Raw genomic sequence first — 23,997 nt, 5'->3', positions numbered from 1 at the left:
ATGGAAAACGTACGGAATCGCGGAAGGGACATAGTTTCCCTACCAGGTCTCTGTGCAGCTCGTACTACGGCAACCTACGCTTCATCACATCGCCACCATAGGCCTGGCGAACGAGTTGGATGTCGGTGAAGAACTCGTCGCAGTCACCAATGAGAGGTGTGTTGGCTGAGGAGTGGATTCCCTTGGCCACTACATAGCCGGTAGCTCGGTCGATGGTGTAGACGGCCCCTCCAGAGTCGCCAGGGCCAGTGCAGGCCGAAGGATGTGTACCCTTTACAACGTTCACAATCTGACCGCCGTCCACAGGGATACTTGTATTGGCGTCGGTGACTTTCCAGCTGCATGTTTGCCCGGTCCGCATGCCTCCAACACAGTACAGGTCACCCACCACAGAACGACGACTGAATCTCCCCTTGACAGGACGTTTGGTCTTGGAGTCGATAGCCCCAACGAAGATGGAAGCTGTCGGCTGAATGCCCGGCTTGGTCACCTCGACGAGTGCGCTATCACCGAGAAGCGCGGTCTGACCTGGCAGAGGCACGGTACCCTCACCCAGAAGGTGAGTGCTCAGTACACGGCGCCCATAAGAGAAGGTAGCTTCCGAGGCGTTTCTGTCCAAGCAGTGCCCGGCGGTTAGCAGCCGCTTGCCAGCAGGTAGCGACCACGCGAAGCCCATTGTGCAGGGCTCATTCTCATTGTTGATGTACGCTCCCGCGCCATTGATGTGTTCGTTGTTGTCGTTCAGCCGACTGTCTTGGCGCTCAGCGCGGACAGCGTCGGGATCCAGCCGGATCACGAGTGTGTTGGTGCCATAACGTTGGGCGAGAGCTAGCCGCATCTCGGGTGATACAGCGTTGGCAGTGAGAAGAACCTGGTTGCGCTCAGGCCAGACACGACCAGACACGATGCGGTCCGCACCAGGCAGTTGACTGATATCCGCATCCAGTACCTCACGGATGACCGCGAACAGCCGGGCCGAACTCCTGGTTACATCGGGGACCTGCGGGGCGAACGTGAAATCCTCCGTCTCGCCCGCTGGTACTTCGCTGTGCTCGTCGGTGTCGTCCCCCTCGTATGTGCCAGGGACGGTCCAGTCCGTACCCGTCAAGCCGAGGTAGGCCGTACCAGCGAGAGCTACAGAGCCGATGGCGCGACCGTCAGCAGTGGCTGCAGGAACAATAACTTGGCCGGTAACCATGTCTACGTATGGGGTGGCGAGCACGTCGAAATTTGCTTCTACACGATCATGTGCTCCGCTAAGCGCATGCGCGAGAGGCTCCGCCATCTGCACAGAGTCGCTGCCCCAGTTCGCAGGAGCCTGTATAACCTCCACTCCGTTGGAGTCAGCTGGATAGAGGGTGGTTGGCCCACCAATAGGATCAAATGTCGCAGTGATCTTCGGGGGGTTGTTGAATTCGGCATCTTCGGAGGCAGGAAAGACTCGGTAGTTGTTCCTCGCGCGCTCAGTTGGGGACATAAGGACCAAACCATAGTTCCCAATGTCGTTGGCCCATTGGCGGGCCATGGCGGTGATATTCCAGTCCATCGGGGCAGGCCCACAGGCTCCGCCGACGCTGCTTCTGTTGGTGACAGCATCTTCGGTGGTGTTGGTCGGCTGTGCAGACCAGGTGACGGTAGAGGGACTCCACGCGCTGGTGACTCGACGGACCTGGATCCCGTCACTAACCGCAGTGCCACAACTGGGGCCGTCGATGTTGAGCAGGGACAGCGTCACGTTGCCGATCTGCTGTCCCGCCAGGGGCGACATATCGAACTTCAGGTAGGCGCGGGACGTGCTGCCGTCCGACTCTGTGCCCGCCTTCAAAGTGCTGCCGTCGCCGTTCGGAAAGTCAGGGGAGATGTTCCAAACGTCCGCGTCGGCGGTAGGGATGATGCTGAACGCGGACTGGATGGTCACCGGATATAGCGTAGCCGGATCGGCCAGATATGCGGGATCGGGCTTGAGGAGCAGCGTCTGCTTTCCGCTCGCAGTAAGCACAGCAGTCTCTACTGTCCCAGCCTCAGCGCTACGATTTTTAGCGGTCTCGGTGCCACGCAGGAGAGGCTCCGGGGCGATAGCGATGTTACGGTCACCGTCATCGATCACCCGCAGACGGCCATCTGGCGCCTTGCGCAGTGCGAGACCTTTACCCTGGACCGAGATTTTGAGCTCCAGAACCTTGACCGGCCGATTCCGGAGGACTACGTCATAGCGGAACCCGGTCGCCAGGGCAGTGACCACGAGGTCAGCACCAGGGCCAGCAGCGTCGGCATAGGTAGCTCGGCTTCCCTCCAATCTCGGTTTGGGTAACCCGGTGGGCCATGACAAGGCGAGAGTCTGCTTAGACGTGGGCGCAAAGGTGGTCAATGCGCCTGTGCGGTCGCCTGGAGACAGCGACAAGTCACCCTTGATGACCTTCGGCTTGATAGTTCCGTCCTGTTTCACCAAGGTGGTATCGATCCACGCCCAGGCGCCACTCTTCTGGACGCGAACGGGTCTCGGCCAGATCTCTGTGGTCACACGCCCATCGGGATACCGCCAGTACCGCGTGGTTTCGGTTGCCGCTCCCAATAACTCGATGGGGACGTTCTGAGTAGCGCTTTCCTGCTGAGTGGTTCCGCCAGGCACGGGGTCTGCCAATGCGATGGGCGTGAGTACAGTCGCGGGGAGGAGTGTTATCAGAAGTCCAGCGATGAACCCCCGTAATAGCCTTCTACGCCTGTTGGAGGATACGAGGAGGTGAGATGCGAGCACGAAACTCCAGTCCTTGACGAAGATCATCAATCCATATGGAACCTAACAGTAAAGATCATTCGCTGCAATACCTTGCATATTCTTCTCTATTGAGCGTGCTGGGATGCGTCGTAGCAGCCGAGCACAATGACGAGCGCTTCGAGCGAGGGGCGACTTCCCGTAAGCCAGGCGCTCAGCGAGGACCTCGTCGAACTGTTGCCTCCAGCCCATAGATCTGCACCGGTCAGGCGCTCTGATCCTTCCGCCGGTTGACCTCAACCTGTGTTGAGGTTGGACCGTAGGGGCCATGAGAACCTTCGAGATCGGTGTCATCCTGCCTGGGGTCGCCGTACAACGCAGTGCTGGCCTTGACCTGCGTGAGGCCGCGCGCCATGCGGAGGACGCGGAACTGGACGGGGTGTGGCACGGCGATCATCTGGCCACCGGCGGGCCGACGCTGGACGCCCCGATCGCCCTGGCCACCGCCGCCGCGTCCACCGCCAGGATCACGATCGGCGCCGGCGTGTTCGTCCCCGCGATCCGGCCTCTCGTCTGGGCGGCCAAGCAGATCGCGACGTTGCAGCACGTATCCGGCGACCGGCTCGTCCTCGGCATCGGCTCGGGAGGCGGTCCCGGCCAGTGGCGCGCCGCCGGAGTCCCCTTCGACCAGCGCGGCAGCCGTACGGACACAGCTTTGGAGTTGCTTCCCCGGTTGCTGGCGGGCAAGGAGACCCGCCTACGGGACGAGCCCGGGGAACCGGCGGTCGAACTGACGCCTGCGACGGCCATGCCCCCGGTGTGGGTCGGCAACGCCTCGCGCATCGCCATCCGGAGGGCGGCACGGTGGGGAGACGGGTGGTTCCCCTCGCTGATCTCCCCGCGTGAGGTCGCCACGGGACGCGAGTTGCTCTCAGCGTCGGCCCAGGAGGCCGGCCGGACCGTTCCGGTCATCGCGATCGGAGGCGTCGCCGCCCTGGGAACCGGGTCGGAGGTGCCGTCTCGGGCGCGGATCGCCTCCGGCATCAGCGGCGCGTACGGCCGACCGCTGGAGGAGGCTATGGAGATTCCGCTCACCGGCCCTCCCCAGCAGGCCGCCGAGAGGCTGGCGGCCTACCGTGAGGCGGGGGCGACGCACGCGGTCGTGGGGATCTCAGGTGGCGACTGGCGTGCTCAGGTGGACCTGCTGGCGGAGGCGCGAACCTTGATGCACCGGTGAGGCGTTGCCTGGCGCAGGATGTGTTCCGCCCTGCCATGAGGCGACCGGTTCGCTCGTCTCGTACGACTGCCGGACGATCAGGCCAGGGCGGCCCGGAGGATGGCGCGGGCGATGGCCGCGGTGGGGCCCGGTCGGTCGAGGACCACGCCCACGGCCACCTCGGGGGCACCGGCGGGGGCGAAGGCGGTGAAGACCGTGGCTGATCCGGTGGCCGCCAGTGCCACCCCGGGGGGCCAGGGGCGGGTGGTCATCATGGTGGTGAGCTGGTCGGCCATGGCCGGGCTCATGGCCGTGCGGTAGGGGGACGGGCCGGCTCGGTTGATGGTGGAGCCGCCGGGCAGCCGCGCCCGTTCCACCAGGTACGGGCGCATCAGCGTGCCGTCGTTGGCCACGGTCGCCGAGAGCATCGCGACCATGAGCGGGGTGAGGCGGATGTCCGAGGTGCCGGCGGTGGCCAGGGCGCCGCCCGGCTTGTCCTGGGATGACGGATAGGTGCTCGCCGCCACCGGCAGCGGGACCGTCAACGTGGTGTTGAAGCCGAACGCCTCGGCCTGGTCCCGCAGGGCGTCCTGGCCGAGCGACCGCCCGAGGTCGGCCAGGGCCGGATCGCAGGAGAGCCGGAAAGCCTGAGACAGCGTCAGCCGGCTCTTCCCGCAGTACCGACCGTTCTGATCATGAGCGTCGCCGGGCAGGTCCAGGGCGGTGGACGGCACGTGGCCGCCGGTGGTGAGGGCGGTGGCCGCGGCGATCAGGCCGGTCATGGCGCCCGGCGGATACGTGCGGTCGAGGGCCCGGTTCAGCAGCGGCTCGGCCGGGTCGCGGCGCAGGCGGTCGTCCGTCGCGGCCAGGGCGGCGGAGTCGAAGGTGGCGTAGGCGTTCGGGTCGTACGACGGGTAGGTGGCCAGGGCCAGGATGGCGCCGGTCGCCGGGTTGACGGCGACGGCGGCGCCCGGGCGGCCGGAGGCCTTGAGGCTGCGGTAGGCCGCCCACTGGACGCGCTTCCTGATGGTGAGCCAGACGTCGGCGCCCTGCGCGGTGCCCTCCCTGACCAGCGACTGCACCTTCACCCTGGTGTCGTCGCCCGACAGCACCGCCTCCCGGGCCCGCTCGATGCCGCCGGCGCCGCGCGGGGACACGTGCCCGGTGATGGGGGCGTACATCTCGCCGTGCGGATAGAAGCGCTGATAGCGGTACGGTCCGCCGCCGGTCTCGCGGCTGATGGCGACGGCGGTGCCGTCATAGGTGACGATGTCGCCGCGTGGCTGGCCGAACCGGGCGATGCGGGTGCGCTCGTTACGCGGGTCCGCGTTGAGGTCTCTCGATGCGAACGCCTGGACCAGAGTGAGCTGCGCCAGCAGCGCGAACAGCATCCCCGCGCACATCCTCGCTACGCGGCGCAGTGGGATGTTGATCCGTCTCGCCCTGGGCCCGGCCATGCATCACGGTTCTAGCAACCGGCCCGCCAACGCGACGTTACAGAACGCTCCGGTAATAGGAGATCTTGTTGCTGACGTAGCGCTTGCGCTCGATCAGGTTGTCGATCTGTCCCTCGACGCGACGATCGTGCTCCTCCAGGAGCTTGATGCGGTCGGCGATGGTGTGGTCGCCGGCGCGGACCAGCTCGGCGAAGCGCAGCATCTCGGCGATCGGCATGCCGGTGTCGCGCAGACACCGGATGGTGCCGAGCCAGCCGATGTCCTCCTGGGTGAACCGGCGCTGCCCGGCGGAGTTGCGCTCGACCCGCTCCAGCAGGCCGATCTTCTCGTAGTAGCGCAACGTGTCCAGAGTGAAGCCGGTCTCTTCGACCACTTCGGCAGGTGTGTAGACGCTCACGATGGTCGAGCATCCCACCTGGAGTGCACTCCAGGTCAAGCCACGCCCGAAATGACCGAAATATCACTGTAAATCCGGAAATGAAATCGGCGCTTGACATGGACCGCACTCCAGCTTCCACAGTCATGGCCATGCAGATCGCACTCGGCACCATCCCCTTCGGCACCGCCGTCAACGAGCGGGACACCTTCGCCATTCTCGACCGGTTCGTCGAAGCCGGCGGCACCATGCTGGACACGGCCGACAACTACCCGTTCTGGGTCGAGGGCTGCACGGGCGACGAGAGCGAGGCGGCCATCGGCGCCTGGCTGGCCGCCCGTGGAAACCGCGACCAGGTCTTCCTGAGCACCAAGGTCGGCGCCCGGCCGATCGTCCCCGGCGACAGGACGCTGGACAGGACCGAGGGCCTGTCGGCCGCCGCCATCGACCAGGCCATCGAGGGCAGCCTCCGCAGACTGGGCACCGACCACGTCGACCTCTACTGGGCGCACATCGAGGACCGCTCGGTCCCCCTGGAGGAGACCCTGGCGAAGCTCGACGAGCTGGCCCAGAAAGGCAGGATCCGCCGCGCGGGCGCCAGCAACCTGCCCGCCTGGCGCCTGGAGCGGGCCAGGAACGTCTCGGCCGCGCACGGCTGGCTCCCCTACACCCACCTGCAGCTACGCCACACCTACCTGCGCCCGCGCCCGTACACCAGGCCGGCGGAGGGAGGCCACACGCTCACCACCGACGACCACCTGGAGTACGTACGCGAGCACGACGTGACGCTGTGGGCGTACAACACGCTGATGTTCGGCGCGTACACCCGCGAGGACCGCCCGATCGCGGAGATGTACGACCACCCGGGCACCACGCGGCGGCTCGCCGTCCTGCACGAGGTGGCGCGGGAGCTGGGCGCGACGCCGAACCAGGTGGTCCTGGCCTGGCTGCTGGCGGACGGTCATGTGCCGATCGTCGGCGTGAGCTCCCTGGCCCAGCTGGAGGAGGCCATCGGCGGGTCGGAGCTGAAGCTGGACGAGGAGCTGAAGACGCGACTCGACGCGCCGAGCTGATCAGGCATGCCGACTGATCGGGAGTGCTGGACAGGCGGCTGATCTGGGAGCTGACCTGAGGGCTGACCTGAGGGCTGACCTGAGGGCTGACCTGAGGGCTGACCTGAGGGCTGATCGGGCGTGCTGAACAGGGGGCCGATCAGGATGGCAGGTGGTCGGCCAGGTAGCGGCGGACGAGTTGCTTGCACTCGGCGATCAGCTCGGGGTCGCCGTCATGGTCCACCCGGAAGGCGAGCTTGAGCACCGCGTCCGTGGCCTCGACCGCCACCAGGATCGCCCGGTCGAGGCCGCGGTCCAGGGGGACGCCGAGCAGGTCGGTGCCGAGCCCGCGCAGGCGGTCGGCGACGACGGCGTTGTTCTCCAGCGCCGCGTCCAGCATGCGGTTGGTGCCCTCGATGGCCGGGCCGCCCGGCGCGCGCAGCACCTCGCCGAAGTCCACCACCCCGAACCCCGGGGTGCTCCGCTTCATCGACACGAACTCGTCGATGGCCAGCTCCACCAGGTCGGTCCAGTGGCTCAGCTCGGCGGCGGCGATGAGCTCGGACACCCGGCCGAGGAACGCCTCCAGATTGCGCAGCGCGAGCGCACGCACCAGGCCCTGTTTGTCGGGAAAGAACTGGTAGAAGGTCCCGATCGGCACCTCGGCCCGGCGAGCGACCTCCTTGGTGGTCAGCGATTCGTAGCCGATCTCGTCGAGGAGGAGCGCGCACTCGTCGAGCATCCGCTCCACCCGCTCCACGCTGCGACGCTGGGCGGGGCGGCGGCGCAAGGTACTCGTCATGCCCCCATCCTGGCGCATTACTGGCAGGTAGCCGTGCGCCGGTTAACATGAGCCATACTCGCCTAGCTTGAGGAGCCTGCGATGTTCCTGTGGGGTACGGCCACCGCCGCCTACCAGATCGAGGGCGCCGCGAGCGAGGACGGCAGGGCCCCGTCCATCTGGGACACCTTCTCCCACGAGCCCGGCCGTACCAGGGACGGGCACACCGGGGACGTGGCCTGCGACCACTATCACCGGTGGGCCGAGGACGTGGCCCTGATGGCGGAGCTGGGGGTCAACGCCTACCGCTTCTCCCTGTCCTGGTCCCGGGTGCAGCCCGACGGGGTGGCCAACCCGAAAGGGCTGGACTTCTACGAGCGGCTGGTCGACGGGCTGCTCGCGGCCGGGATCACGCCGGTGCCCACGCTGTTCCACTGGGACCTGCCGCAGGCGGAGCAGGATCGCGGCGGCTGGCTGAGCCGCGACACCGCCCACCGCTTCGCCGACTACGCGGCGCTGGTGGCCGAGCGACTGGCGGACCGGGTGGCGATGTGGATCACGCTCAACGAGCCGTTCGTGCACATGGCCTTCGGACACGCGCTGGGCATGCACGCCCCCGGTCAGGCCCTGATGGTGGACGCCCTGCCCGTCGCCCACCACCAGCTCCTCGGCCACGGCCTGGCCGTGGACGCGCTGCGGGCGGCCGGCGCCGAGCAGGTGTTGATCACCAACAACTGCACCCCGGTACGGCCGGCGTCGGACTCAGCGCAGGACGTGGCCGCCGCCGAGGCGTACGACATCCTGCACAACCGCCTCTTCCTCGAACCCCTCCTTCTCGCGACATATCCGGATTTGTCGGCGTACGGACCCATGGACTGCGTCCGCGACGGCGACCTCGCCATCATCGCGGCGCCCCTGGACGGCCTCGGCGTCAACTACTACAACCCCACCCGGATCGCCGCCCCCACCGAAGCGGGCCTGCCCTTCTCCGACGCCGGCATCACCGGCGTCCCCACCACCGCCTTCGGCTGGCCGGTCGTCCCCGACGGCCTGCGCGAGCTCCTGGTGGGCCTGCGCGCCCGGTACGGCCCGGCCTTGCCGCCGATCTACATCACCGAGAACGGCTGCTCCCAGCCCGACGTCCCCGGCCCGGACGGCACCATCGACGACCAGGCCAGGATCGCCTTCCTGGACGAGCACATCCAGGCCGTACGACGTGCCCAGGATGAGGGCGTGGACGTGCGCGGCTACTTCGTCTGGTCACTGCTGGACAACTTCGAGTGGGCGGAGGGCTATCACCAGCGGTTCGGCCTGGTCCACGTGGACTTCCAGACGCTGCGCCGCACCCCCAAGGCCTCCTACACGTGGCTGAAGGGGTTTCTGGCCGCCCTTTAGAACACCGACACGTGCACGTGGTCGTAGTGGTTGGCCGTGACGCCGCCACGGTCGGACATGGGGTCCCAGCCGCCGCCCGAGCGGATGTCGTAGTAGCGCTGCTTCCAGATGATGTACATCACGCCGAGCCGGGAGCCGTTCTTGATCAGGTATTCGGCCAGCGCGTCGCCCCGGTCGGCCTCGCCGCCGGTGGCCATGCCCCGGGAGATCATGAAATCGCAGGCCCGCCCCTTGCCGTGCTCCCCCGGGTCGCCGGGGCGCAGGCAGCCGACCCCGTAGGGCATCGGGAAGTTCTGCATGACGTCGGCCCGTACCGAGATCAGCCGCTGGGTGAGGCCGCCAGCGCCGCCGGGCTGCTGGAAGCCGTACTTGGCGAGCAGTCTGTCCATCTCGCGGCGTCTGCCCTGCAGCGTGCGGATCTCCTTCTGAAGCTTCTTGATCTTGTCGTTGGCGGCCAGCTTGGCCTTGTCGGAGTCCCGGATGAGCCGCTCGACCTCGGCGACCCGGGCGGCCCGGTCGATGGCCATGTAGTTCATGTTGGCGGCGTTGCCGAGCGCCTTGTGCGGGTCGAGGCCGAGGCTCAGCAGCTGGGTGGGGTCCATGGGGCCGAGCATGTAGGTGGTCGTCGCCAGCTCGGCCAACTCGCCCCTGGCCGCGGCCAGCCGGCTGGTCAGCGAGCCGGAGGTGGTCACCGCCCGCTTCGCCTGGATCCGGACCTCTTCCAGGCTCTGGATCTGACCGCGGTAGCGGTTGTTGAGCGCGGCGGCCTGCTTGGTCAGCTTGCGCAGCGAGGTGGGGCTCGGGTCCGCCGAGGCCGCCTGCGGGGCGGGGATCGCGAACAGCCCGGCGAGGACGACGGCACTCACGGCCATGCGCCCTGCTCTCACGACCTTCCTCCCCTAGTAGACGGATCGAAACTATAGAAGATGATCTTGAGGGCTGTCATCTGAACGGACGAACTGATGCCCCTTTGACGAAGGATGTCAAGACTTGTCCGATCTAAGCTCCCAATAAGTTTGGGCCTTGCCAAGATCGGCGCATCGGTCTGAGATGGCGATCGAACTCGTCTCTGCGAAGGGGCAGACCCGTGTCTCGATCATTGAAGCTCTTCACCGTGGCCGTCCTCGGCTTAGGCACGTCCCTGGTGGGCCTGCAGGCCCAGGCCGCCGTGGACCCTCTACCACCCAGTGACCGGATCGAGCTCTACGAGCTCGACAGCCCGCTCGGCACCGGCCAGTCCCTCCGGGAACAGGGCTTCGACGTCGTCCAGCAGGAGATCAAGGACGGCAAGGAGCACGTCGAGCTGACCGCCGCCCAGGAGGACCTCGCCGGACTGCGGAAGCTCGGCCTCAAGCCCGAGCCCGTCCGCAACCCCCAGGGTCAGACCCAGCTGGAGGCGGCCAGGGCGCAGGCCGCGAACGGCTACACCGTCTACAAGTCCTACTCCGAGCCCGGCGGCATCGCCGACCAGCTCAAGGCCATCGCCGACGCCAACAAGGACATCGTCAAGCTCACCTCGCTCGGCAAGACGCTGAGGGGCCAGGACATCCTCGCCGTCAAGGTGTCCAAGCAGGCCAGGGTGCTGCCCGACGGCCTCAAGCCCGCGGCCCTCTACTCGGCCACCCAGCACGCCCGCGAGTGGATCGCCACCGAGGTGGACATGCGGCTGCTCAAGCACGTGGTCGCCAACAAGCACGCGCTCAGGGACCTGCTCAACAAGACCGAGCTGTGGTTCGTGCCCGTCGCCAACCCCGACGGCTACGACTTCACCTTCACCGAGGGCAACCGCCTGTGGCGCAAGAACCTGCGTGACGTGAACGGCGACGGCCGGATCACCACCGGCGACGGCGTCGACCCCAACCGCAACTTCCCGTCGAACTTCCACTACGACGAGGAGGGCTCCTCCTCCATCCCGAGCAGCGAGACCTATCGCGGCACCGGCCCGGCCAGCGAGCCGGAGACGAAGGCGATGGACGGGCTGCTGCGGCGCGTCAACTTCGAGACGCAGCTCAACTACCACTCCTTCGGCCCGTTGCTGCTCTACCCGGCCGGCTACCAGATCGCCACCGAGACGGCGGACAACCCGATCTACGAGGCGCTGACCGGCACCGACGCCCGGCCCGCCGTCCCCGGGTTCGACCCCGACCTCGGCGCCGAGCTCTACACCACCAACGGCGACACCAACGACCACGCGCACCGCAAGTACGGCACCCTGTCCTGGACGCCGGAGCTGAACGAGGGCTGCGAAGGCTGTGGCTTCGTCTTCCCCGACGACGAGGCGCTGGTGCAGGCGGAGTTCGAGAGAAACCTGCCGTTCGCGCTGGACATCGCCAAGTCCGCGGTCAACCCGGTGGAGCCGGTCAGCCACCTGGGCAACAAGACCCCCGACTTCGTCATCGACCCCTTCGAGCTCAGCCACGGCAAGGACCAGGTCGTCCAGGTCAACGCCAAGCGCAAGCTCGGCCCCGTGCTGCTCAACTACCAGATCGGCAACGGCCGTAAGAAGACCGCGACCACCAAGGAGTGGCAGGGCGGCGAGCGCTACGGCGACGGCTACGACCGCTACTACCACTGGATGCGCGGCAAGATCACCGGCACCAAGCCGGGCGACACGGTCAAGGTCTGGTTCACCGCGCTCGGCAAGAAGAGCGCGGAGTTCACGTACAAGGTGGCGACCGACATCGGCGGCAAGGTGCTGGTGCTGGCCGCCGAGGACGTGACGGGCATCAGCCCGGCGCAGGGCGTGACCGAGGCCAAGTACGCCGACGAGTACGTGGCGGCGCTCACCCAGGCCCGGTACACCTCCGACGTGTACGACGTCGACAAGCAAGGGCGTAAGGCCCCGCATCCGCTGGGCGTGCTCAGCCACTACAAGGCGGTGATCTGGGAGACCGGCGACGACGTCATCCCCCGCAGCGTGGGACAGGTGCCCGGCACCACCTCCAAGGTGGGCGTGGACACCGAACTGGCCGTCCGCGACTACCTGAACGAGGGCGGCAAGGTCATGCACTCGGGCAAGTATCCGTCGTACGCGGCCAACGCCAACGGCGCCTACTTCTACCAGCCCGACCAGCCGGGACAGCCGGAGTGCGCGGAGCCGAACGACCCGCCGTGCATCCCGGTGTTCAACGACTTCCAGCAGTACTGGCTGGGCGCGTACGTCTACTTCGACAACGCGGGAAGTGACCCGGCGACGAACCAGCCGTACGCGCTGAACGGCGTGGCCGGCGCCTTCGACGGCTTCTCCGCCACGCTGGAGCCCGACGTGCACACCAACTCGTTCGTGGCCACCTCGGCGATCCTGCCGGCCGACCGGTTCCCGCTGTTCGCCAGCTCCGCGCCGATCAAGTGGGCCCGGCCCGGCGGCCCGTTCGATCCGCACACCGGCTCGTGGGACGTCTACAGCGGCATCGCCGACGTCTCCTGGAAGCGGCTGAGCAAGACCGTCGACCTGACCGGCAAGAGCGCCGGCGACCTGTCGTTCTGGACCTCCTACGACACCGAGGCCGGCTGGGACCACCTGGTCGTGGAGGCGCGCACGGCGGGCGGCGACGACTGGACGACGCTGCCCGACGCCAACGGCCACACCACGCAGGCCACCGGAGACAGCTGCGCGGCCGATTGGCGCACCATCCACCCGTTCACCCAGCGCTACCAGGGGCCGAACTGCGAGCCGACCGGCACCTCCGGCGCGTGGCACGCGGCCTCGGGCAACTCCGCGGGCTGGCAGCAGTGGAAGATCGACCTGACCCCGTACGCGGGCAAGCAGGTCGAGCTGTCCATCTCCTACATCAGCGACTGGGGCACCCAGGGCGCGGGGGTCTTCCTCGACGACTTCGCGCTCACGCTGGACGGCGCGGCGGCCGAGCAGACCTCGTTCGAGTCCGACCTGGGCGGCTGGGCCGTGGCGGACGCTCCCGAGGGCACCTCACCGTCGATCAACAACTGGGCCCGCACGGACCAGATCTTCGAGGAAGGCGGCGGCATCGTCACCAAGGACACGGTCTACCTGGGCTTCGGCGCGGAGAGCGTGACGAGTCAGGAGGCGCGCACCGATCTCGTCAAGCGGTCGATGCGCCATCTTCTGGGCGATCCCCGCTGATCCTCGCTGATCTCCGCTGATCACCAGGGGGCACGGCACACCGTGCCGTGCCCCCTCTTGCGTACGTGACCAGAACATGGTTCGGTCACAGGTGAGGCTCGGACGACCAAAGGTTGCGGGAGGCCATGACATGCGCCAGCACGACACACTCTTCATCGGGGGCGAATGGGTGGCCCCGGCGGGCACCGGGACGATCGACGTCATCTCCCCGCACACCGAAGAGGTCGTGGGCCGGGTGCCCGACGGCACGACCGAGGACGTGGACCGGGCGGTCGCCGCGGCCCGCGAGGCGTTCGACCACGGCCCGTGGCCCCGCCTGACCTTCGCCGAACGCGCCGCGGCCATCGGCCGGCTGGCCGAGATCTACGCCGCCAGGCAGGCCGAGATGGCCGCGCTCATCACCGAGGAGATGGGCTCGCCCATCACCTTCTCCACCCTGGCGCAGGCGCCGCAGCCGCTCAGCATGCTGCAGTACTACGCCGAGCTCGGCGCCGGCTTCGAGCAGGAGGAGCAGCGGCCCGGCCTGTTCGGGCCGGTGACCGTGCGCAGGGAGCCGGTGGGCGTGGTGGCGGCCGTGGTGCCGTGGAACGTCCCCCAGTTCGTCACGATGACCAAGGTCGCGCCCGCGCTGCTGGCCGGCTGCGCGATCGTGCTCAAACCCGCGCCGGAGACGCCGCTCGACGCCTACCTGCTGGCCGAGATGGCGCAGGAGGCCGGCATCCCGCCCGGCGTGCTCAACATCGTTGCGGCGGGCCGCGAAGTGGGCGAGCACCTCGTCTCCCACAGGGGCGTGGACAAGGTGGCGTTCACCGGCTCGACCGCGGCGGGCCGCCGCATCGGCGCGATCTGCGGCGAGCAGCTCAAGCGGGTCAGCCTGGAGCTGGGCGGCAAGTCCGCGGCGATCTTCCTGGACGACGCCGACCTGCAGGCCAGCATGGGCATGCTGGCCATCGCCTCGCTGATGAACAACGGCCAGGCGTGCGTCGCGCAGACCCGCATTCTGGCCTCGCGCAACCGCTACGAGGAGGTCGTGGAGGCGGTCGCCGCCATGGTCACCTCGCAGCCCGTCGGCGACCCCGCCGACCCGGCCACCGGCATCGGCCCGCTGGTCGCCAAGCGCCAGCAGGAACGCGTCGAGGGCTACATCAAGATCGGTATGGACGAGGGCGCCAAGGTCGTCGTCGGCGGGCTCGACCGGCCCCGCGACCGCGGCTGGTACGTCGCGCCCACCGTCTTCGCCGGGGTCTCCAACGACATGCGCATCGCCCGCGAGGAGATCTTCGGCCCGGTGCTGGCGGTCATCCCGTACGAGGACGAGGCCGACGCCGTCCGCATCGCCAACGACAGCGACTACGGCCTGGCCGGCACCGTCTGGACGGCCGACACCGAGCACGGCATGGACGTGGCCCGCCAGGTCCGCACCGGCACCTACGGGGTCAACTGCTACATGCTGGAGAGCAACACGCCCTTCGGCGGCTACAAGGCCAGCGGCATCGGCCGCGAGCTCGGCCCGGAGGGGCTCGGCGGCTATCTGGAGTACAAGTCGATCGCCAGGCTCGGCTGAACGGTGGGGCCCCGGCACATACCGGGGCCCCATCCACCCGGATGGCGCCCAGCGAGCCCCCGCAACGCTGGGCAACCGCCCGACTACGAGAAGTATGTCCTACGTCAACCGCCTCGGCGGTTTCGTACCCCTAAGACTTTCTCCCGGCGGTTTCTATCCATCCGCCATAGGTAGACGTCTCTTACTCAGGAAAAGTTCGAAGAGATCCATTTTCCGATGCGATGGATGAGTTCGGGGGTCGCCGCCGCCTCCGCGTGGCCGTACCCCGGCTCGATCCAGAGCTCCTTCGGCTCCCGTGCGCCGTCGTACAGCTGGTGCGGGTGATCGAGCGGGAAGAAGGCGTCGGCGTCGCCGTGCACGATCAGCACCGGCGCGGGTGAGATGAGCGCCACCGCCTCGTGCGGCGGCATCGGGATCGGCTCCCACGCCCTGGCGGCGATCCTGGTCCGCTTGGCCACCCTGGCCGCCCAGCGCCCGACGGGCCGCTCGATCGCCCAGTGCACCTGGCGCATCGGCTTGGTGCCCCGGTAGTACCAGCGGGCGGGCCCGCTCACCGCCACCACCGCGTCGGCCCCCTCGCACAGCCCGCCGTGCCGCACCGCCACCGAGGCGCCCATGGAGAACCCCACCACCGCGATCTTGCGATAACCGATCACCCGGGCATGCCGGACGGCGGCGTCCACGTCGAGGATCTCCCGATCCCCCACCGTGCTCTCGCCTCCCGACCGGCCGTGGCCACGGAAGTCGAACGCGACCACCCCGCCGTAACGGCTCAGCACGTGCGCGATGCGGCGCGCCGTGCGCTCCCGCCACGATCCCGTGAAGCCGTGCGCCACCACGATCCCCACGTCCCGCCCGCTGGGGCCCGTGGGATCGGTGTGCGCGGCGTCGATGCGTACCCCGTCCTCGGTCCTGAGCAGGACGGGGAAGTGTGGTGCGAAAGGCATGCCCCGAGCCTATTCCCGGCGCCGCAGGTGCCTGTCGCGCAGCCACGCCTCCTCGGCCGCCTCCCGCGACCGCTCGGCGGCGTACTCCTTGACGACGCCGTGCAGGCGGAGCCGTCCGCCGGCCTGGCGCACCACCAGCGCCTTGTCCGCCAGGCCGCCGAGCAGGCCGGGCAGCTCCGCGCCACGCAGCAGCCCGCCGTCGGCGCAGACCCGCGCGGCGAGCTCCGGGTCGAAGGCGCCCGCGAAGACCGGCAGCCTGCGCAGCAGCACCCGCTCCTTGGGGCTGAGCAGCTCGTGGCTCCACTCCAGAACCGCCCATACGGTACGCGCGCGGCCCGGCACGGCGGGATCCACCACCCGCAGCAGTCCGTGCCGCCCGCCGATCCGCTGGAGCATCCGCGCCGGGGCGATGGACCGGGCGTGCGCGGCGGCCAGTTCGAGCGCGAGGGGCACCCCTTCGAGCAGCCGGCACACCCGCTCGACGTCGCGATCGGCCACCCCGCGAGCCCCGGCGGCGGCCGCCCGCTCCACGAAGAGCTCCACGGACCCGGCGTCCGTCCGCCCGTCGCCGGGCAGCGCCAGCGGCGGCACCCGCCGGACCAGCTCGCCGGGAACCCCCGCCGCCCGCCTGCCGGTGAGCAGGAACCGCAGGCCGGGGCAGCGCGCGGCCAGCGCGGCGACCAGCCCCGCGCAGTCCCCCCGCGGCAGGTCACAGCCGTCGAGCACGAGCAGCCCGGAGGAGGCCGGGTGCACGTCCAGCGCCTTGACGACCGACCGCCCGTCGGCGATACACCCGAGCTCCACCACTTTGGCACGTTCCAAGTAGGCGATCCGCCCGGCCAGCCGGGTCTTGCCGATGCCGCCCGGCCCGACGAGCGTGATCACCCGCTCGTCACGGAGCAGCGCGCACAGTTCGTCCACATCGCGCTCACGCCCGACGAAACGGCCGGTCGCGGAAGGATCAGACACGCGGCCAGTTTCCACTGGTCCGAGGCTCGCCGTGACCGCTTTGCCGAAGCGCGTCACCATGACGGCCGAGGTCGGCGGCGCCCAGCACCATCCGGACCCGGGACTCCTCGGCCGCCCGCACGGCCGCGCGCAGATCGGTGATCATGACGCGGGCGCTGCTGTCCCGGATCCGCTCCCGCAGCCGGGCCTCGTCCAGCTCGGCGGGGACCGGGCAGGCGATGCCGCCCACGGCGATCACCGCGTCGGTCACCACCAGCAGCGCGGGGCCGACCGACAGGCAGATGAGCACCGTGTCGCCGGGACGCACCCCACGGCGCCGTAACAGGATGCTCGCGGCGGCGGATCGCTCGTCCAACTGCCGCTCGGTGAGGGCCAGGCCGGTGCCCGAGTCGACCATGACGATGCGCTCATCCATGCGCCCACGCTAGGCAGGACCACCTGGTACGTACATCGGGCGGATTATGCAGATCCCTATGCAGAAGGCGCCGGATGCTCCGCGGCCCACACGGCGATCTGCGCCCGTGAGGTGTAGCCGAGCTTCTCCATGATGTTGGCGATGTGCCGGGCCACCGTCGCCGGGCTGATCACCAGCTCGCCGGCGATGGCCCGGTTGGACAGCCCACGGGTGAGCAGGGCGGCGACTTCGTGCTCGCGGGCGGTCAGCGGCGAGCGCCTGACCGGCTCGGTGACGGCCGCGCCGGCCGGGGCCGCCGGCCGCACGCCCTCCAGGACGAGCCGGGCGGCCTCGTCGGGACACATCGACCGCCCCCGCGACCAGAGCGAGGTGGTACGGCCCTCGCCGAGCTTGGCGCGGGCCCGGCCGAGCAGCTCCTCGATCCGCCCGGTGGCGAACCGCTGGCCGATCGACTCGCGCAGCGCGGCCGCGGCGGCGGCGGCCAGTACCGCGCCGTCCAGGTCGCCCTCGGCCTCGGCCAGCACCGACAGCCCCACCAGGCACCGGGCCACGCCCTGCCGCTGCCCGGTCCGCCTGCTCAGCTCGAGACTCGCGGCCAGCCGCTCCCTGGCCGCCGCGAACTCCCCCAGCATCGCCGCGACCCGGCCGCCCCTGGCCAGGGAGCGCGCCAGCTCCACCGTGCCGCACAGCTCCACGCCCCCGGCCAGCTCCCGCAGCCACGCGATGGCCGTCTCGTAGTGGTCCCATGCCGTCACCAGGTCGCCGCGGGCCTCGGCCACGGCGCCGAGCTGGGTCGCGCCCCTGGCCATCATCCACCGGTGGCCGTGCTCGCGCGCTCGCGCCAGCGCCTGCTCGCCGTGCCGCTGCGCCTCGCGCAGCCTGCCGCGGGTCAGCGCCACCGCCGACAGCCCGGCCAGCCCGGCCGCCTGGTTCCACGCGTCGCCGGTGGCCGTGGCCAGCGCCAGGCCCTGCTCGGCGTGCCCGAGCGCCTCGTCGGCACGGCCGGTGCGCAGCAGCACCATGGTGAGCAGACTGTGCATGACGCAGCGCTGGAACGGGTCCCGCAGGCCCACCAGGCTCTGGAAGGCGTGGTCGAGCGATCGGCTCAGCTCGTCCCTGGCCTCCAGCCCGTAGGCGAGGCAGCCCCTGGCCTGGGCGAGCTGCTCCTCCGACACCCGCGTCAGGTCCCGGCTGAGCAGGCGCTCCAGGCAGCCCACGATCTCCATCGGGTTGCCGCTCACCGGCAGCAGGCCGGTGCTGTTGAAGCACAGCCGCAGGCCCAGCGGCACGTTGCCGGACTCGACCGCCCAGTCCAGCGCGGCCCGCAGGTCGTCGAGCAGGCTCCTGCTCCTGATCAGCGCCGCCAGCCTGTGCGGCCACGGCAGCCCGGCCTCGGCCACCTCGACGGCGAAGTGGCGCTCCTGCAGCTCGCACAGGACGCTCAGGTGGCGCTCGCGCACGGCCTCCCGCTCGGCCGCCTCCGCGAGCCGCTCGGCCGCGAACCGCCTGATGGTCTCCAGCAGCCAGTAGTGGCCCCGGCCCTCGTCGTAGAGCACCAGCGACTTGTGGATCAGGCCGCCCAGCAGGTCGACGATCTCCGGCTCGGCGATGGGCGGCACGGCGCACACCCGCTCGGTCAGCCCCAGGTCGAACGGCCCGGCGAACACCGACAGCCGGCGCAGCAGCACCTGCTCCTTGGCCGACAGCAGGTCGTGGCTCCACTGGACGGCGGCGAGCAGGGTGCGCTGCCGGGCCGGGGCGGTGCGCTCGCCGGTGGTGAGCAGCGAGAAGCGGTCGTCGATCCGGTCGGCGATCTGCGCGGGGCTGAGCAGGCTCGTACGGGCCGCGGCCAGCTCCAGCGCCAGGGGAAGCCCGTCCAGCGCCCTGCACAGCCGTACGACGTCAGGCAGGCTCTCCTGGCCCAGTCTGGTGCCCGCCGCGGTCGCCCTCTCCAGGAAGAGTCGTACGGACTCCGCGTCGGACCCGCCGCCCTCGGGCAGGTCGAGCGGCGGGACCCGCCAGACGAGCTCGCTCGCGATGCGCAGCGGCTCCCTGCTGGTGGCCAGGATGGCGAGCTGCCGGCAGGACGCGACGAGCGCGGCGGCCACGTCGGCGCACTCGTCGACCAGGTGCTCGCAGTTGTCCAGCAGCAGCAGGCAGGGGCCGCCGCCGCGCAGCCGGGCCACCAGCGTGTCCAGCAGCGGCCGGCCGCCCTCCTGGCGCACCCCGAGCACCCTGGCGATCTCCTCGATCACCAGCTCGGGACGGGTGATCCTGGCCAGCTCGATCAGCCAGACGCCCTCGGGACAGCGCGGGCCGCCCTTGGCGGCCACCTGTAAGGCCAGCCGGGTCTTGCCGATGCCGCCGACGCCGCACAGGGTCACCACCCGCGCCCGGCCGAGCAGCCGGCACAGCTCGTCGATGTCGCGCTCCCGGCCGACGAACCGGTTGGGCTCGACGGGCAGGTTGTGCCGGGGGAGATCAGGCATGTGGTCACCCTGCGTCGCGGAAGGATCACACTCTCCCACAGTGTCGCACTTTTCACCCGACGAGCGAGCTGACCACGGCCCTTTCGTCCACCACGCGCAGCGCCGGGGTCCCCACCAGGCGCCTGGCCAGCTCGTAGGGGGCGACCGCGAGGGTGGCCCCGTGCTCGTGGGCGAGCACCCGGCAGCCGACCACGGTCGGCTCGTGCGCGATCACGACGTGCGCGCCGGACATCAGCGCCGCGTCCAGCAGCCGCAGTCCCTTGAACACGTCGCCGACCGCGGCCAGCACCACGTCGTCCTTGCCGACCACCAGCCGGGTGACCAGTTTGCGCAGATCGCCGGCCAGCTCGTCGTGGTCGAAGATCCGATGGCCGTCGAGCGTCAGCGCGGGCCCCGCCAGCGGCCCGAACTCCACCGTGCCGTCGCCCAGCAGCTCGCTGAACGGAAGCGCGCCCGCCGCCGCCTCCACCGCGAAGACGTGCCGTACGTCCGCCGCCGCGGCGTCGCAGCCCCGATGGGTGATCATCATCCGGGCCTCGCCGGAGCCGCCCAGCACCGCGACCCCGCCCGCCCAGGCCACCGCGTGGACCGCGACGGGCAACGCCGCGCCGAGCGGCAGGTTCACCAGGACGCGGTCGCCGTAGCGCAGGCCGTAACGGCGCAGCCCCGCCGCGGCGTGCGTGACCCGCCGGGCGAAAGCGGCGTGGGACAGCATCGCGCCGGTCCTGACATCGCTCACGGCCGGCTGATCCCCCTGCGTCGCTGTCGAGCCCATGACCAGCTCTGTCCACGTCATGCCGGTCAATCTAGGGATTGCGGCCCTTCCTGCCATGCGCACAAATGTGCATCAGCGTATGTAGGAGAGCTCCTTGAATGAATGTGCAGGGCCGGTCTCGCTCCGTCCATCAGACGGGATCAACTAGACTTAACTCCGCCGCGACTTCGCGCGGTCGCCTCCACGAACACAGAGCGAGACCACTCATGCCTTTGAACAGCCGCGACGACCTGCGGAATATCGCGATCATCGCGCACGTCGACCATGGCAAGACCACGCTCGTCGACGCCATGCTCTGGCAGTCCGGGGCATTCCGCGCGAACCAGGACGTTGACGACCGCGTCATGGACTCCAATGACCTCGAGCGCGAGAAAGGCATCACCATTCTCGCGAAGAACACCGCCGTCCAGCACAGCGGCATGACCATCAACATCATCGACACGCCGGGCCACGCCGACTTCGGTGGCGAGGTCGAGCGCGGCCTGTCCATGGTCGACGGTGTGGTGCTGCTGGTGGACGCCTCCGAGGGCCCGCTGCCGCAGACCCGGTTCGTGCTGCGCAAGGCGCTGTCCGCCAAGATGCCGGTCATTCTGTGCATCAACAAGGTGGACCGGCCCGACGCGCGCATCGCGGAGGTCGTGGACGAGGTCTACGAGCTCTTCATCGACCTCGACGCCACCGAGGAGCAGATCGACTTCCCGATCATCTACGCCTCGGCGAAGGCCGGCCGCGCGTCCCTGGCGCGCCCCGACAACGGCGGCATGCCGGACGCGGAGGACCTGGAGCCTCTGTTCGACATCATCAAGTCGACCATCCCGGCGCCGGTCTACGACCCCAACGCGCCGCTGCAGGCGCACGTCACCAACCTCGACGCCTCCGCCTACCTGGGCCGCATCGCGCTGTGCCGGATCCACCAGGGCGTGCTGCGCAAGGGTCAGCAGGTGGCCTGGTGCCGCACCGACGGCTCGATCCAGAAGGTCAAGATCACCGAGCTGCTCATGACCGAGGCGCTGGAGCGCAAGCCCGCCGAGCTGGCCAGGCCCGGCGACATCATCGCCATCGCCGGCATCCCCGACATCATGATCGGCGAGACGCTGGCCGACCCGGACGACCCGCGCCCGCTGCCGCTGATCACCGTCGACGAGCCCGCCATCTCGATGACCATCGGCACCAACACCTCGCCGCTGGTCGGCAAGGCCAAAGGCTCCAAGGTCACCGCCCGCATGGTCAAGGACCGCCTGGAGAAGGAGCTCGTCGGCAACGTCTCGCTGCGCATCCTGCCCACCGAGCGTCCCGACACCTGGGAGGTCCAGGGCCGCGGCGAGCTGGCGCTGGCCATCCTCGTCGAGCAGATGCGCCGCGAGGGCTTCGAGCTGACCGTCGGCAAGCCCCAGGTCGTCACCAAGCTCGTGGACGGCAAGGTGCACGAGCCCGTGGAGCGCCTCACCGTCGACTGCCCCGAGGAATATCTCGGCGCCATCACCCAGCTCATGGCCGTCCGCAAGGGGCGCATGGAGCACATGACCAACCACGGCACCGGCTGGATCCGGATGGAGTTCGTGGTGCCGGCGCGCGGGCTGATCGGCTTCCGCACCGAGTTCCTCACCGAGACCCGCGGCACCGGCCTGGTGCACCACGTCTTCGAGGCCTACGAGCCGTGGTTCGGCGAGCTGCGCACCCGTAACAACGGCTCCCTGGTCGCCGACCGGTCCGGGCCCGTCACCCCCTTCGCCATGCTCAACCTGCAGGAGCGCGGCACGCTGTTCGTGGCGCCGACCACCGAGGTGTACGAAGGCATGATCGTCGGCGAGAACTCGCGCTCCGACGACATGGACGTCAACATCACCAAGGAGAAGAAGCTCACCAACATGCGCTCCTCCACCAGCGAGGAGACCGAGAAGGTGATCCCGCCGCGCAGCCTGTCGCTGGAGCAGGCGCTGGAGTTCATCCGCGAGGACGAGTGCGTGGAGATCACGCCGGACGCGGTGCGCATCCGCAAGGTGGTGCTCGACGCCGCCGTCCGCGGTCGCGCCACCGCCCGCGCCAAGCGCGCCTGACCGACCACCGGTGAAGGTCCCGCTCGCGACCGTGTGTCGCGCGCGGGACCTTCCTCGTCTGCGGCGGACGAGCACGCCGTGGGACCTTTCCCGTCTGCGGCGGACGAGCACGTCGTAGGGCCTTTCTCGTCTGCGGCGGACGAGCACGTCGTAGGACCTTTCTCGTCGGCGGCGGACGATCACGCCGTAGGGCCTTTCTCGTCGGCGGCGGACGATCAGCGGCGGGGCAACTCGCTCCCCCTGACGTGGGCGCAGAGCCACTCGATCAGCGGGGCGTAGTCGCGCCAGGTGTCGCGCACCCGCCCGGCGACCTCCGGCGTGTGCACCCAGGGCTCCGGCTCGAAGCGGCTGCCCGCGTGCAGGGAGCGGTGGCGCAGCAGGTCGAGGCGGGGATGGTCGACGGGGACGCCGCGCGGCCTGGTCTTGAGCCGGTCACCGGAGACCGCGTAGCCGGCGGCGCGCAGCGAGGAGACGATCTCTTCGAGCGGCTTGCCGGACAGGTCCTCGTCGACGGCCGCCCGGTAGCGGGCCACCTGGTCGGTGGCCTGCGAATAGACGCCGCCCGCGGTGTAGAGACCCGCCGCGCTCACCTCGACGTAGAGGCCGATGCCGGGCTGGTGCTCGACGAAGGCCCCCTGGTGCGTCTTGTAGGGGGACTTGTCCTTGGCGAAGCGCACGTCGCGGTACGGCCTGAAGAGCTGAGCCTGCCCGAACTCGGCGGCCAGCTCCTCGGTCAGCGCCACCATCGGCGCCCGCACCGCCTCCTCGTAGAGGTGCTTGTGCCGCGCGAAGTAGGTCTTGGAGTTGTCCGCCTCCAGACCCTCGTAGAAGACGAACGCCTCGTCGGGGATGCCGGTGAAACCCATGCCGTAAGGGTGCCACGCGTCACCGACGGTCTTCGGCGAGGGGCGGTATGTCGTCCTCGTACTTCTTGCCGGGTTTGGGGCGGCGGCCGTACAGCTCGCTCACGGTGGCGAAGGCGTAGCCCTTGCGGGTGAGCCGGTCGAGCAGGCCGGGGACGGCCTTGACGGTGGTGCGGTGGATGTCGTGCATGAGCACGATGGAGCCCGGCTCGGCCCGCGCCCCCCGCCTGGCCACGACGGCGGGCACCCGGTCACGCCAGTCGAAGGTGTCGACGTTCCACAGGATCTGCGCCTGCCCCCGATGGCGGGTCAGCGCGGCGACGCGGCGGTCGGTGGACCCGTACGGCGGGCGCATGAGCCGCATCCGGACCCCGGTCAGCGATCGCACCAGCCTGTCGGTGCGCCGCAGCTGACGCCTGATCCGGCTCTTCGACAGGGCGGTGAGCTGCCGGTGGCTCCAGCTGTGGTTGCCCAGCTCGTGGCCGTCCGCCACCATCTGGCGCACCCGCTGGGCGCCCCGGCCGGCGGCGACCATCTCGCCCACGACGAAGAAGGTGGCCTTGACGTCCCGGGCGCGCAGGATGTTCAGCAGCCGGCCCGTGTGGCGGCCGGGGCCGTCGTCGAAGGTGAGCGCCACGCAGCCGGTCTCCGCGCAGTCGAGGCGGCGCGGCTTCGGCCAGTCGGGCTGCATGGCCATGAGCCGCTTGGCCAGCGTCTCAGGCTCGGGGACCGGGCGCGGGGGCGCCGACTCGACGTACGTGAAGCTTCCCGTGGCGCATCCCGCCAGCGCCAGCAACGCCGGCGCCACCACCCACACGCGCATGCC

The 23,997-nt window shown here is 69.5% G+C and carries 18 protein-coding genes; 6 read left to right on the top strand and 12 right to left on the bottom strand.

Annotated elements, in window-relative coordinates:
* Positions 1–64 precede the first annotated feature (64 nt).
* Entirely contained in the window at positions 65–2,521 is a 2,457-nt protein-coding gene (locus IEY87_RS01505) for a DNRLRE domain-containing protein (protein WP_189136627.1), read from the bottom strand.
* A 520-nt stretch (positions 2,522–3,041) separates the two neighbouring features.
* Between IEY87_RS01505 and IEY87_RS01500 the strand changes: the two genes are divergently transcribed.
* Complete coding sequence (locus IEY87_RS01500) at positions 3,042–3,950, top strand: LLM class flavin-dependent oxidoreductase (RefSeq protein WP_189136626.1); 909 nt, start codon at positions 3,042–3,044, stop codon at positions 3,948–3,950.
* Between the two features lie 77 nt (positions 3,951–4,027).
* Here IEY87_RS01500 and IEY87_RS01495 read toward each other — a convergent pair whose 3' ends face one another.
* Entirely contained in the window at positions 4,028–5,320 is a 1,293-nt protein-coding gene (locus IEY87_RS01495; protein ID WP_225276847.1) for a penicillin-binding transpeptidase domain-containing protein, read from the bottom strand.
* A 103-nt stretch (positions 5,321–5,423) separates the two neighbouring features.
* Positions 5,424–5,783, bottom strand: a complete 360-nt coding sequence (locus tag IEY87_RS01490; RefSeq protein WP_189136624.1) for a MerR family transcriptional regulator — start codon at positions 5,781–5,783, stop codon at positions 5,424–5,426.
* Positions 5,784–5,914: 131 nt separating this feature from the next.
* Between IEY87_RS01490 and IEY87_RS01485 the strand changes: the two genes are divergently transcribed.
* Positions 5,915–6,835, top strand: a complete 921-nt coding sequence (locus IEY87_RS01485) for an aldo/keto reductase (protein WP_189136623.1) — start codon at positions 5,915–5,917, stop codon at positions 6,833–6,835.
* A gap of 139 nt (positions 6,836–6,974) precedes the next feature.
* Here the strand turns inward: IEY87_RS01485 and IEY87_RS01480 are convergent, their stop codons facing one another.
* Positions 6,975–7,616 carry a TetR/AcrR family transcriptional regulator gene (locus tag IEY87_RS01480; RefSeq protein ID WP_189136622.1) on the bottom strand — a complete coding sequence of 214 codons (642 nt, stop codon included), beginning with the start codon at positions 7,614–7,616 and terminating at the stop codon, positions 6,975–6,977.
* An 81-nt stretch (positions 7,617–7,697) separates the two neighbouring features.
* On the opposite strand from IEY87_RS01480, the gene IEY87_RS01475 reads away from it, so the two are divergent.
* Positions 7,698–8,990, top strand: a complete 1,293-nt coding sequence (locus IEY87_RS01475) for a GH1 family beta-glucosidase (protein ID WP_189136621.1) — start codon at positions 7,698–7,700, stop codon at positions 8,988–8,990.
* On the opposite strand, the gene IEY87_RS01470 is transcribed toward IEY87_RS01475, so the two are convergent.
* A complete protein-coding gene (locus tag IEY87_RS01470) occupies positions 8,987–9,862 on the bottom strand; it encodes a VldE C-terminal domain-containing protein (protein ID WP_225276848.1) in 876 nt (291 codons plus the stop codon). The two genes, IEY87_RS01475 and IEY87_RS01470, sit on opposite strands and share 4 nt — an antisense overlap.
* Before the next feature lie 215 nt (positions 9,863–10,077).
* Here IEY87_RS01470 and IEY87_RS01465 point away from each other — a divergent pair, with 215 nt between their 5' ends.
* Positions 10,078–13,092, top strand: coding sequence for a M14 family metallopeptidase (locus IEY87_RS01465; protein WP_225276849.1), 3,015 nt, complete (start codon positions 10,078–10,080; stop codon positions 13,090–13,092).
* Between the two features lie 130 nt (positions 13,093–13,222).
* Positions 13,223–14,656: an aldehyde dehydrogenase gene (locus IEY87_RS01460; protein ID WP_189136619.1), complete on the top strand. Its 1,434-nt coding sequence runs from the start codon at positions 13,223–13,225 to the stop codon at positions 14,654–14,656.
* A 185-nt stretch (positions 14,657–14,841) separates the two neighbouring features.
* Here IEY87_RS01460 and IEY87_RS01455 read toward each other — a convergent pair whose 3' ends face one another.
* From IEY87_RS01455 to IEY87_RS01435, 5 genes are read right to left on the bottom strand one after another with little or no spacing between them, the layout of a single operon-like run.
* A complete protein-coding gene (locus IEY87_RS01455; RefSeq protein WP_189136618.1) occupies positions 14,842–15,603 on the bottom strand; it encodes an alpha/beta hydrolase in 762 nt (253 codons plus the stop codon).
* Positions 15,604–15,612: 9 nt separating this feature from the next.
* Positions 15,613–16,572 carry an ATP-binding protein gene (locus tag IEY87_RS01450; RefSeq protein WP_189136617.1) on the bottom strand — a complete coding sequence of 320 codons (960 nt, stop codon included), beginning with the start codon at positions 16,570–16,572 and terminating at the stop codon, positions 15,613–15,615.
* The gene (locus IEY87_RS01445) at positions 16,565–16,987 is read right to left on the bottom strand and encodes an AMP-binding protein (RefSeq protein ID WP_189136616.1); all 423 of its coding nucleotides are present in this window, start codon (positions 16,985–16,987) and stop codon (positions 16,565–16,567) included. The genes IEY87_RS01450 and IEY87_RS01445 overlap by 8 nt, the downstream gene beginning before the upstream one ends.
* Positions 16,988–17,043: 56 nt before the next feature.
* Positions 17,044–19,476 carry a LuxR C-terminal-related transcriptional regulator gene (locus IEY87_RS01440; RefSeq protein WP_189136615.1) on the bottom strand — a complete coding sequence of 811 codons (2,433 nt, stop codon included), beginning with the start codon at positions 19,474–19,476 and terminating at the stop codon, positions 17,044–17,046.
* 52 nt (positions 19,477–19,528) lie between these two features.
* Positions 19,529–20,272, bottom strand: coding sequence for an AMP-binding protein (locus IEY87_RS01435; RefSeq protein WP_189136614.1), 744 nt, complete (start codon positions 20,270–20,272; stop codon positions 19,529–19,531).
* Between the two features lie 185 nt (positions 20,273–20,457).
* Between IEY87_RS01435 and typA the strand changes: the two genes are divergently transcribed.
* Positions 20,458–22,308 carry a translational GTPase TypA gene (typA, locus tag IEY87_RS01430; RefSeq protein ID WP_189136613.1) on the top strand — a complete coding sequence of 617 codons (1,851 nt, stop codon included), beginning with the start codon at positions 20,458–20,460 and terminating at the stop codon, positions 22,306–22,308.
* 215 nt (positions 22,309–22,523) lie between these two features.
* Here the strand turns inward: typA and IEY87_RS01425 are convergent, their stop codons facing one another.
* Together IEY87_RS01425 and IEY87_RS01420 are read right to left on the bottom strand one after the other, a co-directional pair.
* Positions 22,524–23,174 carry a DUF2461 domain-containing protein gene (locus IEY87_RS01425; RefSeq protein WP_189136612.1) on the bottom strand — a complete coding sequence of 217 codons (651 nt, stop codon included), beginning with the start codon at positions 23,172–23,174 and terminating at the stop codon, positions 22,524–22,526.
* A 19-nt stretch (positions 23,175–23,193) separates the two neighbouring features.
* Positions 23,194–23,994, bottom strand: a complete 801-nt coding sequence (locus IEY87_RS01420) for a polysaccharide deacetylase family protein (protein ID WP_189136611.1) — start codon at positions 23,992–23,994, stop codon at positions 23,194–23,196.
* Between the last annotated feature and the right edge of the window lie 3 nt (positions 23,995–23,997).

This window comes from Nonomuraea glycinis, from assembly GCF_014646515.1.
GTDB lineage: Bacteria > Actinomycetota > Actinomycetes > Streptosporangiales > Streptosporangiaceae > Nonomuraea > Nonomuraea glycinis.
The sequence above is the reverse complement of the archived record's forward strand: the minus strand, read 5'-3'. Positions and strand labels throughout refer to the sequence as shown.